Annotated in this window: 13 protein-coding genes and 3 pseudogenes; 3 read left to right on the top strand and 13 right to left on the bottom strand. The window is 49.9% G+C overall.

The window, feature by feature from the left end:
• Nucleotides 1-4 precede the first annotated feature (4 nt).
• A pseudogene (locus RS881_RS13730) lies at nucleotides 5-115 on the top strand (hypothetical protein); the annotation flags it as partial.
• Here RS881_RS13730 and RS881_RS13725 read toward each other — a convergent pair.
• From RS881_RS13725 to RS881_RS13710, 4 genes and pseudogenes are all read right to left on the bottom strand, one after another.
• Nucleotides 112-291 carry an IS66 family transposase gene (locus RS881_RS13725; protein WP_315824469.1) on the bottom strand — a complete coding sequence of 60 codons (180 nt, stop codon included), beginning with the start codon at nucleotides 289-291 and terminating at the stop codon, nucleotides 112-114. The pseudogene RS881_RS13730 and the gene RS881_RS13725 sit on opposite strands and share 4 nt — an antisense overlap.
• A 735-nt stretch (nucleotides 292-1,026) precedes the next feature.
• Nucleotides 1,027-1,379 (bottom strand): annotated as a pseudogene (tnpB, locus tag RS881_RS59420) (IS66 family insertion sequence element accessory protein TnpB).
• Between the two features lie 3 nt (nucleotides 1,380-1,382).
• Nucleotides 1,383-1,700: an IS66 family insertion sequence element accessory protein TnpA gene (gene tnpA, locus RS881_RS13715; RefSeq protein ID WP_315815416.1), complete on the bottom strand. Its 318-nt coding sequence runs from the start codon at nucleotides 1,698-1,700 to the stop codon at nucleotides 1,383-1,385.
• A 49-nt stretch (nucleotides 1,701-1,749) separates the two neighbouring features.
• The gene (locus RS881_RS13710) at nucleotides 1,750-2,052 is read right to left on the bottom strand and encodes an alpha/beta hydrolase (protein WP_315821596.1); all 303 of its coding nucleotides are present in this window, start codon (nucleotides 2,050-2,052) and stop codon (nucleotides 1,750-1,752) included.
• 48 nt (nucleotides 2,053-2,100) lie between these two features.
• Between RS881_RS13710 and RS881_RS59415 the strand changes: the two are divergent.
• Both RS881_RS59415 and RS881_RS13705 read left to right on the top strand, forming a co-directional pair.
• A pseudogene (locus RS881_RS59415) lies at nucleotides 2,101-2,253 on the top strand (alpha/beta hydrolase-fold protein); the annotation flags it as partial.
• A gap of 88 nt (nucleotides 2,254-2,341) precedes the next feature.
• Nucleotides 2,342-2,557, top strand: coding sequence for a hypothetical protein (locus tag RS881_RS13705; RefSeq protein ID WP_315821595.1), 216 nt, complete (start codon nucleotides 2,342-2,344; stop codon nucleotides 2,555-2,557).
• 66 nt (nucleotides 2,558-2,623) lie between these two features.
• Here RS881_RS13705 and RS881_RS13700 read toward each other — a convergent pair whose 3' ends face one another.
• From RS881_RS13700 to RS881_RS13660, 9 genes are all read right to left on the bottom strand, one after another.
• Entirely contained in the window at nucleotides 2,624-3,667 is a 1,044-nt protein-coding gene (locus RS881_RS13700; protein ID WP_315821594.1) for a serine hydrolase domain-containing protein, read from the bottom strand.
• Nucleotides 3,668-3,670: 3 nt separating this feature from the next.
• Entirely contained in the window at nucleotides 3,671-4,165 is a 495-nt protein-coding gene (locus RS881_RS13695) for an MFS transporter (protein WP_350340122.1), read from the bottom strand.
• Entirely contained in the window at nucleotides 4,075-4,893 is an 819-nt protein-coding gene (locus tag RS881_RS13690) for an MFS transporter (protein ID WP_315821592.1), read from the bottom strand. The genes RS881_RS13695 and RS881_RS13690 overlap by 91 nt, the downstream gene beginning before the upstream one ends.
• 27 nt (nucleotides 4,894-4,920) lie before the next feature.
• Nucleotides 4,921-6,417: a glycoside hydrolase family 97 protein gene (locus tag RS881_RS13685; protein ID WP_315821591.1), complete on the bottom strand. Its 1,497-nt coding sequence runs from the start codon at nucleotides 6,415-6,417 to the stop codon at nucleotides 4,921-4,923.
• 19 nt (nucleotides 6,418-6,436) lie between these two features.
• Complete coding sequence (locus tag RS881_RS13680; protein ID WP_315821590.1) at nucleotides 6,437-6,658, bottom strand: hypothetical protein; 222 nt, start codon at nucleotides 6,656-6,658, stop codon at nucleotides 6,437-6,439.
• A gap of 154 nt (nucleotides 6,659-6,812) precedes the next feature.
• The gene (locus tag RS881_RS13675) at nucleotides 6,813-8,030 is read right to left on the bottom strand and encodes a glycoside hydrolase family 88 protein (RefSeq protein ID WP_315821589.1); all 1,218 of its coding nucleotides are present in this window, start codon (nucleotides 8,028-8,030) and stop codon (nucleotides 6,813-6,815) included.
• 127 nt (nucleotides 8,031-8,157) lie between these two features.
• Nucleotides 8,158-9,339 carry an endo-acting ulvan lysase-like protein gene (locus RS881_RS13670; protein ID WP_315821588.1) on the bottom strand — a complete coding sequence of 394 codons (1,182 nt, stop codon included), beginning with the start codon at nucleotides 9,337-9,339 and terminating at the stop codon, nucleotides 8,158-8,160.
• Between the two features lie 214 nt (nucleotides 9,340-9,553).
• Entirely contained in the window at nucleotides 9,554-11,011 is a 1,458-nt protein-coding gene (locus RS881_RS13665) for a hypothetical protein (protein WP_315821587.1), read from the bottom strand.
• Nucleotides 11,012-11,203: 192 nt separating this feature from the next.
• Nucleotides 11,204-12,676, bottom strand: a complete 1,473-nt coding sequence (locus RS881_RS13660; RefSeq protein ID WP_315824468.1) for a DUF4979 domain-containing protein — start codon at nucleotides 12,674-12,676, stop codon at nucleotides 11,204-11,206.
• Nucleotides 12,677-12,722: the final 46 nt, after the last annotated feature.

Genomic DNA, 12,722 nt, shown 5'->3' with positions numbered 1-12,722 from the left:
CGCCATCCGGCCCATCGCTTTAGGCAGAAACAACTTCCACTTCGCCGGTTCCCCAAACGCTGCTATTACATACTCTCTGCTAGCCACATGTAAACTGCATGATGTTAACGCTTACGACTGGCTCAAGTACGTGCTTACTACTATGCATACCCAATCGGTAATGGTAGAGTATGCAATACTGATATTACTACGTTTAAAGCTGTCCAGTTGGCGGTTCAGCGGCTTATGATCAATAAACTTATCGATGATGATATGGGCTAATAACTCAGGGGTCGCTATGCTTTTGGGCATAGCCTGTGACGGTTGTCCGGCTACTACTATACGGTGTTCGCCAGGCTGACCTGGTAACGGGCATTTATAACAGGGGCAAACAGTGCGTTTGATAAATATCTCGCCCGGCTTCCAACCGAGTTGCTCTTTGACTTCCTCCCCGTCTTTCTCACAATGGCTTACATCTTCATCCGGTTCTATGACTTGCTCTTCTACGCGTAAATGTTCCGGAAAGGGGTTTTGCAAGCCGTTTTCCCGAGGGGCTTGCTTGGTCTTGACATAGCTTATTTTTTGAACATCAGACAGGTTAGTAGCGACGAAGGCCTTTTCAAAATCCAGCGCTAGCTCTTGTTGTCCTTGTGTCCCGGAAGGGATAAAACGCTCAGACTTAAAACCACCTAATAACTTCGTGAGTTGCTGCACCTGATATTGTAGCTGCGTAATCTGGTTTTGTAATTGAAGATTGCTTTGCTGTTGCGAGTTTAATAGCGGCAGCAGTTGCTCGTAGAGCGCTTTGTAATCTATATTTTCTGCTGCTGACATAATGCAAAGATAGCCCGTAGTAATACATTTGATCCGCATAGTATAACCGAAAGTTATACAGCGCAAACGTGGATAAAGCCACACCCAAAACCGATTTAAAAAAATAGCACCAGGAAATGTGGATAACCCGGCATATTTTTCTTAAAATAATAAAAACGTTGCCATGTAAAAAAATGGCAACGTCAAATATATTCATCCAATGATCCATCAGAATCAAATTGTGGCAATGTACCGCTTTCGGAAAAATGCTTTCTTCAAAGAGACACCCTGTAAGATCATACTTAACTGTTTAGCTGTAATACTACTGTGAGTGCCTTCCATAATACCTGCCGGTAACTCAAAGGTCCCTTCCTCTAATCGCTTATAGTATAAGCTAAAACCATCCCCTTCCCATTCTAATGCCTTCAGATGTGTTTGCCGTTTATTCAAAAAATAAATACGTCACCTGTCTGCATTTCCATTCCCAGTTCGTTGGTGACAAGCCCGCTCAAACCGTCAAAACTCTTCCTTACATCCGCCCACTTGTGATACAGCCAGTAATGGGTGCTGTTGTTAATCTGTAACATGAGTTAACTGATTAGAGCTTTAAAAAAACTTACAGATGGCTCCTGGTAAAAACGGATACCACGGTATTCCGCAAAGAGATCCTGGGCACTGGAAACTTCTTGCGACTCCGTCACGTTAAGCAAAGTGAAACTACTTTGGTTCACTATCGGCTTATCTTCTAACCGGGCGTGATATTTCTTTTGCCAGTAGTAATACCTCCCAACGGACAGATCGTATAACTCACAAAAATCTTTTACTGTCATTGTACTGGCCTCATGTTCGGCTATCAGTGCAAACATCTTTTGCTCCTTCGATAACCCATTTACTTGTTTCTGTTCCATTTGTTTACTTTTTTTTGATAAACCCAAAAAGTAAACATTTTTCGACGCCTTAGTTTTTAACTCCTCGGAGGTACACCATGGCCCGGTGCTCCCGGTCTGTGAGGGTGCGGAAGGTTTTATCAATAAAGGGAATTAGTTCTTTTACCAGTAGTTCGGGAAAAACATTGCCGCCCATGAAGCCGGGCCCTCCGGCCGTTGGTCGCGTGGGGTCTGTAGCATATCCCCTGTCCATGACCACGATCATGGGCGTTGCTTTCCCTTCGGCCAGCAGGTTGTCGAGTATGAGGTCCATTTCCCCCTGATTGGACCAGCCCGTCTCATCTTCGCCCGCGCCGTGCTGCAGGTAGAGCACCGGGTATTTTTAGCAGGGTCTGTATCATAACCCGGAGGTGTATACACGTTGACCCTTCGCCAGTTCATTGGTACTGAACTAATCCCTTATGTTGACCTGCACTACAAAACACAACCTTTTAAAATTTTTGCCGGCCATTCATTCGGCGGTATCACCACGATCAATTGCCTGTTAACACAGCCGGATATGTTTGGGGCTTATATAGCGATAAGCCCATCCTTCTGGTGGGATAAGGGATATTTACTTAGACTCGCTGATGAAAAGCTAAAAAGATCGGGTTATAAACAAAATGATCTTTTACAGCGATGCGAACGAAGGATTGTCAGACAATTCTACCTTCCATACCGATCTTTTAAAATTAGACGCTATAATAACCCAAAGAAAGATAGCAGGTTTAGACCATAAGTATGTTTTCTATCCCGAAGACACACATATGACAGAACCCGTAAAAGCCTATTATGACGCTATGCGGTTTATTTTCAGGCAATGGGATCAGGGTCAATAAAAACAGGGAGAAAGTCATGCTTTTTTGTTTACGCACAATACAGCCAAAGACAAACAGTAACAAGGATCATTGCTTCAATAGCTCCCGCACCAGCATAGGTATTACCGGGCTGGCATAAAAAGGAGAAAAGCCGTTTTTCATATCGGCTACCCGCGTAAGGAAAAATCCATACAGGTTGTTCTTTTTATCTATCCAGGGATAGGCTCCGGCCCAACTGGGACTACTTACCAGTGTGGCTTCTCCCCGCTCATTCACTTCTTCGCGCCATTGGCCCAGCCCGTAAATGTCTTTCCGCTTACTGCCTCTTGCCCGCTCTACATACTCACCGGCCGACACGCTGGCATTGCCTACCTGATCGGCCTGCAGGATGGCAATGGATTGAGCTGTCAATATCCGTTTCCCCTTGTACACGCCATTGTTGATGATCATAGACAGGAAATGCGCATAATCGTCCAGTGCAGCACGGGCGCCGCCACCGATCATGGGGTTGTGGCCCGGCGTCTCATCTACCGGTGTAAAATGGGTATAGGGCATATCGAGGGGGCGGGCGATCTTTTCCCGGAAGATGGTTTCCCAATCTTTGCCAGTAGCCAGCTCGGCCATCCGGCCCGCTACCTGCATGGCCAGTCCACCGTATCTGAACTTTGTACCTGGCAGGGTATCGGGCGGCAGGAGAAGGATCTGTGCGACGGCCGAATCGAGCGACTGGTAATTATCGGGCCGACGGTCCCTGGGCTGGTAATCGGTATACCCGGCTGTATGGCTCATCAACTGGCGCAGGGTAGCTTCTCCCTTGCTGCCTGTAAACGCAGGCAGCCATTTTTTTACCGGGTCATCCCAGCTAAGTTTTCCTTCTTCTACCACGGCCGCTATGGCTGCAGCGGCCAGCCATTTGCCGGCTGAGGCGATGTAAACCACTGTTTGTGGCTGGTAATTGCCGAAGTAGTGACGATAGATCTCTTTATTATCTTTCACCACCAGCAGGGAGGCGCCGGTATAATAACCGCTGTCGACCCAGCGCTGTATCTTTTGTTGCAGCGGGGTAAAGTCGGGTTGCTGTGCAACGGCCCGGCTAATGAGACTTAGCAATATGAGGAGGTTTTTCTTCACAGGTTATGCTTTCACTTTATACAATTTTACGCCAAAGAGGAAGATGATCAAATAACATACAATGGGAAGGTAATATGCTTTTGCCACATCTTCATTGGCGATCATGCCCATCAGGTAAGGGAAGAAGGCGCCGCCCACCACACCCATCGAAATGAAGGAGGATGCCTGTTGGGTATGCCGCCCCAGGTTTTTCAAGCCGAGACTGAAAATGGTGGGGAACATGATGCTGAAAAAGAAATTGATCATTAGTAAGGCTATGAAGGAGGGCCAGCCCCAGCTTTGGGCTACCAGCACACAGGAGAGGATGCTGCCGAGCGCAAAGGTGGCCAGTAATTTATTGGGCGCAATGAATTGCATGAGCCAGGTGCCCACGATGCGGCCCGCCGCCATCATGGCCATAAACATAATCATGTAGTTGCCTGCCTTAGTGTCGCTAAATCCCATTTTTTCATGGCCGTAATTGATGAAGAAACCCCAGGTGCCTGCCTGCGCCGCCACATTGAAAAACTGGGCGATGACCGCCCACACGAAATGGCGGTGCCGGAATAGTTTTTGCCCGGCGCCGTATCGATGTTCACCGCTTCAGTAGCTGCAGAAGTGGTCACATGCGGATCGGTGAGCGCCGGTACTTTTACGAAGGCAAATGCCAGGGCCACCAATGCTATAAAGAGGGCGATGCCCGCATACAAAACTTTTACAGAAGATAGATCGCCCGGACTTTCACTGCCGGCCAGCAGGATATTACTGCCCAGTGCCGGGCCGATCATGGTACCCAGTGCATTGAATGACTGCGAAAAGTTGATACGCCGGTCGCTCGTGTGCTGGTCGCCCAGGGATGCTACGAATGGATGCGCTACTGTTTCCAGCGTGGCCATACCACAACCCAGGATGAACAGGGCAATCCGGAAGAAAGAAAAAGATATGCTGTTGGCTGCCGGTATAAAGAGTACGGCGCCCAGCGCAAAAAGTAACAAACCCAACAATACGCCTTTCTTGTAACCAAACCTTTTCATGAACAGCCCTGCCGGGATACTCATGACGAAATAAGCGCCAAATACGGAGAACTGTATGAGACCCGACTGGGCTTTACTAAGGGCCAGCACATTCTGAAAATGCTTGTTCAGCACATCACTGATGGAATGGGCTACGCCCCAGAGCAGGAACAGAGAAGTAACGAAGATGAAAACAACTATAAATTTCTTTTCGGCAAATGCGGCTTTGCTCATAAAATAATCAGGTGGAATGGTTTTGATTTAGGGCTTGATGCGGATGGCCTGCCCGCCGGAAGCTGGCAATTTCACGGTCAGTATGGTGGCCGCCGTTATCTTCTTCTCTTCCACTTTTACTTTGGTAGCCGTGGGCACGGTAGCATCGTCGGAATAAACAATGGCGGTAAAAGTTTTGCCTTTGGGCAAAAAGCTACAGTTGATTGTAAGCGTACGGGCTTCGTTATTGGTAATGGTGCCCAGGTACCATTCCTGCCCCTTACGGCGCGCCGTGGTAATGAATTGTCCCGGTACACCTTGCAATATCCGCGTCTCGTCCCAACTTACCGGAATATGGTCCCAGAATGAAAGTTCCGGTTCATCCTTGCTCATAGCCGGCTTGTCGTACCAGTAAAGCGTTTGTAACGGGCTGTAGTAGATGGCGGCCAATGCCAGTTGGTGGGCATGGGTGGTTTTGATGCGCTTGTCGTAATAGCAGATGGTATAATCGGCCGCACCGGCTATGTAGCGGGTAAAAGGCAATACGGTATTGTGGGTCGCATCAGGCATTTCTTCATTGCCACGTATCCCTTCAGCAGTCAGCAGGTTGGGCCATGTTCTTTGTTCGCCCGTAGGCCGCCAGTCGTCATGCACATTCACCATGACCTGGTTCTCCGCCGCTTTTTTGAACATCTCTTCGAGCCAGGTGGTCCAGCGATGTGACCCTACCTGCACAAAACCAAACTTTACGCCTTTCACGCCCCAGTCCCTGTATACACGAAACAGCGAGTCGGACTGGCTATACAAGCCCTGCAGGTTTACATAGAGCCATACGCCTACGCCTCTTTCCTTACCATACCGGATAATACCGGGCAAGTCGAAATCGGGGATGGCTACTTTGGTTGCATCGGAAGTAAAGGTAAAGGCCGGACCGTACCATTTCCAGTCGAACAGGATGTATTGCAGCCCATGCTTTGCAGCAAAGTCAATATTCTCCCTGGCATCGGCTGTGGTCTGCGTCATTACACGCATGATCTTGCCTGGTTGTATCCAGCTCAGATCTTTGATCTTCGATGGTTCATTGAGATTCAGGAGCAGGTAATTGTTCATGGCCAGTTGCCCGGGCTGCTCTGCCACCATGATCACGCGCCAGGGTGTACTGAAGGGAGAAATGAGATCGGCCGGGGTGTACATACTGGTGAGGATGGTATTGGGAGTTGTTTCGCTCAGTCTGAATTTGGTGCGTGCATAATCTACCATCTGCGCCTCGGCCAGGCAGGCATACAAGCCGTTGGGCAGTTGCAGGGTGAGTGGCCGTTCGCTTTGACCGGGCCAGTTGCGCAGGGGCAGCAGCGTGTACGGCGCCTGCGCCCAGGCAGCATGCCAGGCCAGGGAGCCTTCGGGCAGGGTGAAGGCGGTATTTTCCTGCATCACCCGGTAATAAGTTCCTTTCACATTCTCGGGGAAGTAATACCGGATGGCGGCGCCTTCATTGTAAGCCCTGATGACTATCTCCACCGGGTAGATGGGATTATCATCTTTCACGAGACGAATAGTTAGCGCATTATAATGATCCCGGATATGGCTGCTTTCGCCATAAAGGGGGCTGCCAGGTAGTATCGCGCGATGTACGTATCACTTCTTTTACCTGGAGGTTTTCGCACCAGCGTGCATGGCTGTCTACTTTGAGGGCCATGGCTCTTTCAGACAGGTTGTTGTCGAGTTGTATGTCCAGTGCCGACTCCTGTATAACCGGTTTGTTCTTCCAGGCAAGCTGGTAGTACATTTCTTTTTGCCGGGCGACAGTTGTTTCTGGTAAAACTGTACGGTGAGCTGTCCATCGGGCGATTGAACGGTGGCCCGGGTGCTTTCTATAATTTCCTGCGCTGTTGCACCTTGCAGGGCCAGCAATGTGCCAGCTGTTATCAATAGGGTACGGATCATGATTTGTTTCCTCCTTCCTGTAATAGCCGCTGCCGCAGCAGGGCTTCGATGTAATAATAATCGGCGTAAATGATCGATGCATCGATCTCTCCTCCATTGGGTTGATGGCCCGTGGAATGAAGCAGGAATGCATCGTTGAGGTTCCTGCTCTGGTAACCGGCTGAAGACAGAGAGACCAGCATATGATCTGCCTGCTGCCGGTAATGCTGTGCTTTGACCGTATCGGGCACGAGGGTGGAAAGCTCCAGCAAGGCGGAGGCGACGATGGCCGCTGCTGAAGCATCCCTCGGTTCATTGGGTATACCCGGCGCATTGAAATCCCAGTAAGGGATCCCATTTTCGGGCAACCGTTCAAGATATATATCACTCACTTTCTGAGCAAAGTCGAGAAAACGGGCGTTTTTCGTTTCGCGGGCCACCATGGTAAATCCGTAAATGGCCCAGGCCTGTCCCCTTGCCCACATACTGCTGTCGGAATAGCCCTGGTGGGTGATGCCTTTTACTTTTTGCCCGGTAGCTGTATCGTACACGACTACGTGGTAGGAACTGTAGTCGGGGCGAAAATGATTCTTCATGGTGGTTACTGCATGTGATACCGCTATATCATACAGGCGGCGGGAACCGCCATTGTTGGCCGCCCAGAACAACAGTTCGAGGTTGATCATATTGTCCATGATGGTATTGTGGTACAGCGGCCAGCCGGTGCCCGGCACTTCCCGTGGCCAGGAAAGGATGGTACCCACTTTGGGGTTGTATAGTTTTGACAGGCTATCGGCGGTTTTCAACAGGAAGTTCTTATACTGCGGGGCGTGTGTAAGACGATACCCGTTGCCCAGGCTGCAGTATACCTGGAATCCCAGGTCGTGGTCGATGGCGGCCGAATCGGCCAGCGGCAACAGGGCGGCGGAGAATCGCTGCGCCGCTTGTTTCCATTTATCATCGTGGGTGTATTCGTATGCATACCACAGGATCCCCGGAAAGAAGCCACTGGTCCAGTCGCGGTAATCCACAAACCGCCATTGCTGCTGTCCCTGAGCAATGCTGCGCGGAATGTGCGTGGTATCGTGCAGGGCACTTACTGTTTTTGACAACTGTGTAATGCAGTAATTCAGCTCTTTGCTATTATCTGTCATTGCCGGCCCTTCACCTGTACAGCCTGCCAGCCATCCCGTGATGGCGATCATCATCCATGCTTTTGCTTTGAGTAACTTCATTGATCCTATGTAATTGTTTAATTTTTGAGCTTAACACGTTTCTTCCAAAGGCTTTACTTCCGGACTTTCCGACTATACAGCAGCATTCTCTCAATCGCCAGCCTTCCCGCCGAATGGCGGATGACGCCTATTTCAAAGCCTCCGGCTTTGTTGATTTCGTCAACAGCAGCATTCCTTCAAGTTTGCTATACGGCATGGCGGGCAATTCAAAACGCAGCTGCGGCTGTCCTTTCTTCTGCACGGGCTTTCCGGAGATGCGCTTCGTTTGCCCATTCACAGTAATTGTAAGGATTGTCTTGCCTGCGAATAATCCGGCAGGCACCGTCAGTATTACCGGTTGTGGGGCTGTGATGAACCAGCCTTCGGGGGTGCGCGACAAGGCCGCACTTCCCTGCCCTTTCACGGTGCGCAGACTGTAGCCATGTGCCGACAACGATTGTCCATGACCGATAAACAGGTACTGCAATCCCTTACTGTTTTCACTCACTACTGCATATGTACCGGTAAACATCATTCCTATATGCGTAAAGGACCTGACCTCCTCCGCTGCTGACCATATATACTGCCGGTCGCCCCTGCGGCCAGTCACTACCACGCCGGTGAAATCGCCGGCATCCCCGGCTGGCCGGAAGTAATCGACAGACTGCACGGCAGCCGGCTGTGTGCCGGTAGCCGGCTCAAACACCACTACGAAGGGTTTTGTCCAGGCTTCGCCGCGCTGCCGTGCTACGATAGTGGGTAATGGCAGGTGGGCAATGGAGTCGGGCAATCCCATACGTCCGATGGATTTGGAGATGGGTGCCTTGACTGCAAACAGGGTACGATCCTTCTCTCCCTTGATCCACATATTCATTTGTATGACCGGCTTACCGGGCATTTGAAGATTGAAAACAGCTTTGGCGTCTTTTTCGGTAGCAATGGCTTTCTTGTCCCAGAAATAATCATAGGCAAAGAGGTGACCGCCGCTGAAAGAAAGTTCTTCTGTAGGTTGCAGCGGCAGCAAGGCGCCCTGCCGATCGGTGAGCGTTACCTGCTGGCCCATATTGCGGTAAAAATAATCGTGCATTTTGTCCTGCCCGTCGCGCCGCCGTGAGCGGAAGATATCTACATAATAACCGGTGCTGTCGCCGGTGCGGATGATGCTGGTAAGGCGTCGCTGGTCCGACTGTGTTTCGGGTTCTATGAAATACAGGTCACCATAACTCACGGCCGGGAAATAACCTGCCGCCTGTGCAGAAGCCGGGTAGCAGCTTTTTACCTGGAAGCCATGATTGCTCTTCATCACGGGATAAGCTGAGATGCCATCCACCGCCACGGTATTGTGCGCCGGGAACTGGGAATAATATTCGGCATAGTCCTGCTGGAAATAGCTGGTACCGATGCCGCTTTCGGGGCCAGTATCATGCCTTTGCCAAACAGCTCCATGCTGATGCCACCGGCATGCATGTGGTTGCCTTTGGAACCGCTCATAGCCACCATCAACCCGTTGACCGGATCGAAGCCATTGCGCAGGGCGAAATAACTTACATGGGGGCCGAGAATACAGGTGTTACATACGTTTCTATACTAACCGGTTCAATCGTTTCTTTCAACCGGACGGCTTCGCCGGGTTGCAACAGGGCTGCTATGCCTTCTCTCCTGCCCCCGCCGGCATTACGCTCATCGGCTTGTGGGCCGCCCGTACGCCGGTTGAATGCATCGATGGTTTTGATGTAGCGGGTAAGGGCTGTTTCCTGCATAGCTTTACCATGTTGCTGTGCATTGGCTACCAGGGGCCATGCCGCACCGGTAGAAAGGCGGCCATAATACGTATCGCCAAAGGAGGTAAAGAAGCCGTTCGGAAAGAGGTATTGCGCCGAAGCCGGCACCGCTTTTTCCAATACGCTCATACCGGGTAGCACATCGTGGTTGAACTGACGGTCGAACAGGGCTACCAATTCGGTAAAGTCGCGCAACACATTGAGCGAATAGCCAGGGCATTCATTCCACAATCCCGTTGCAGGATCGTAACCCTGTAATAGTTTGCGAACAGACCACTGGCGTTCGGCATTTTTATTCAGCACGAAGTTGAGGTAGTATTGCCTGCCCTTGCCATCGCTGTACTGCTTATCATCTTCCAGCACACTGGCAATATTGATAATATTGCGGGCTTCAATAAGGTCCCAGTTGTTGAAGGCCACGCCGTGGTTGATCTGCACATCGGCCCACCGGCGCAGCACCGTGGCGAAGAGGTCGGTCTTGCCCGGTGTTTTAGCTTTACAATAGTCGTACAGGTAATCGTAGATACCAATGAGATGGCCCAGTAAACTGCTTTCCTGTATCACCTCAAAAGTAGAAAGCCCGGCAATGGTTTCATGATGACCGTGGGTGAGGTCTTTAGGGGTAGTACGGTAGTACATGCCCGTCATGTAAGTATCGAACAGGTCGAAGGCAAAGCGGGCATACTTTTCTTCACCGCTGATGAAATAGATGAGGGCCGCATTGTGCGCCATGCCCATAATGCCGGTATTAATGTTTTCGATCACCCGGCCGGTTTTGGAGATATCCGTCCATTCCAGGGGCTGGCCTGGTTTTGACCGGTTCACGAGGTACACGCCCCGCGGGTCATCTACATACGGCTGCATGTCTTCCAGTTTGGGCGCTGCATAGACCGTTACGTTATCGCGCGTGCCGGGAAATTTTACAGTAGGCACCGGCGCTTCTCCTTCGGCATGATCATACACGCCTCCTTTGATGTACACTTCGGTCGCCTTTGTTTTCCAATACATCTGCAGGCGCGACAGGATCCAGGCACTGTCGGTCTGGTGACGGGTAACATAGGCATCGATACCCGCCTTCATGCGGGTGAAAGCCTCCTCACCACCACCGGAACGGATGGCTGCATTGATTCTTTCTTTATCGCTTTTATTGACCGACAGGCGCGGATGTTCCTGCGCATAGCTGGCAGGCAATGGAATATCCTGTGCCACTGCTGACTGCAAACAAAAAGACGAGACTATACAAGCACAAAAGTGATGGAACTTCAGGTTACGCATGTTTCAACATTAGAAAAACATTCATTACGGACAGCCCAGTCTAACATTAACTAACTGCCTCGATGTTGGATAAAAGAAGAGCTGTCCGTAATGAATGTGTATATGGGTTTTATTTATTCAATAGAAGGCCTGGCATTACTAGTTTACAAATGCAGTCAATGCTTCTTTACTCGTAAACGTACGTATCCACTCCACCTTATAGCCGGTTGCCGGATCGGTGGGCGGAATATCAGCGATCTTGAATTGGAAAATGGTAAAGTTTATTTGCTCATTCAATCTGGGTGCGCCAGTACCAAAACCTGTAGCAGACATATCCCAGTAATACACGTTTTTAGCAGCAAAATCTGTCGAGTACTTGTTAAATCCGTTACCCAATGAGCCGAGGTTGGTATCGAATGTAACACGTGCACCTTCTGGTTTCGTAAACTTAATGGCCAGGATGGGATAGGTTCCAGTATGTATGCTTACGGGGAGGGTCCTTTTCTGTGCAAGGTCGGCCCTTTTATTGCCCGATGCCTGCGGGAATGTCACATTGAGCGCACCAGCTGCAACTGTTGATGGCGCCGACTGTTGTGGCTCCCAGCCGTCATTGTCGCCATCTTTCATGAACTCCCATATATATTTTCCTACCGGATCGGGCTTATCGACCAGATTGCCATAAAACTCGATCTCTGCAATGTTGCAGTTTCCATCCGGTGAATAATAATAAATATACTTGTAGTTACCCAGGTCGGAGATCGTTACTTCCGTATATACCCCTACTGCTGGTGTTTGGGTTATTTTGTACAACACTTTATAATCATACAGTGTAGGGTCGTTGGCTACCCGTATTTCACCGTTCAGCATACGCGAAGCATGGGTAGACCGGGGCACATAGCGGACAGATTTCAACACCGCGGCTTTACCGGGGCCAAAATCATAACCTACATAGCCTGATGAAGTGGGACCGTCGATATACGTATTGATATTACCATCTACTGCGGCAGCGATCGTATTGGCCGGATTGTTGGCCCAGGAGCCGCTATGCCCCATCAAAGTACCTGTTAGTTTTTCCATGCCCACCATCAGGTAAGTACCGGTCAACCGTTGGCCATCTACAATTATTATCACTGTTCCCGAAGGCACATCGGGTACCTTAAACTTTATTTGAGTGGGTGTAACAGATGTTACCTGCGCTTTGTTGGTCCCAATTAGTACCTCCACTTTGGCCATATCCGTCCCGAAGTTTTCGCCTGTTACGATCAGTTCATCGCCCTGCATCGCTTTATCTGCACTTACTGCTGTAAACCTGGCCGAAGGTAAATATGTGAATGGCGTAGTAGTGGTATCTTTCTTTCCAAAGTAATCCACGGTGATTGTGCCTGAAACACCTTTAGCCGGGATCTGTACCACTATTTTATTATTTTCCACACTACGAACGGTATCGGCCAGCACCCCGTTAAAGTATACTTTTATAGCTTTCACCTTATCTCCGAAATCAGCCCCGTTGATGGTAACATCGCCTCCCACATAACCTTGTGCGGGAAAGAACTCTTTGACAACCGGTGCAGGATAATCAAACTCCCTGTATTTGGGGTCTTTCTGGCAGGATGTGGTATAAAGCAGTGCCACCGCCAATAAGCTCCTGCTAATTATTTTTATTAAGTTATATCGTTGC

Origin of the sequence: Paraflavitalea speifideaquila (assembly GCF_032395985.1) — a bacterium.
Classification (GTDB): Bacteria; Bacteroidota; Bacteroidia; order Chitinophagales; family Chitinophagaceae; genus Paraflavitalea; species Paraflavitalea speifideaquila.
Note: the sequence above shows the minus strand (reverse complement) of the source record. Positions and strands in the feature narration are given on the sequence as shown.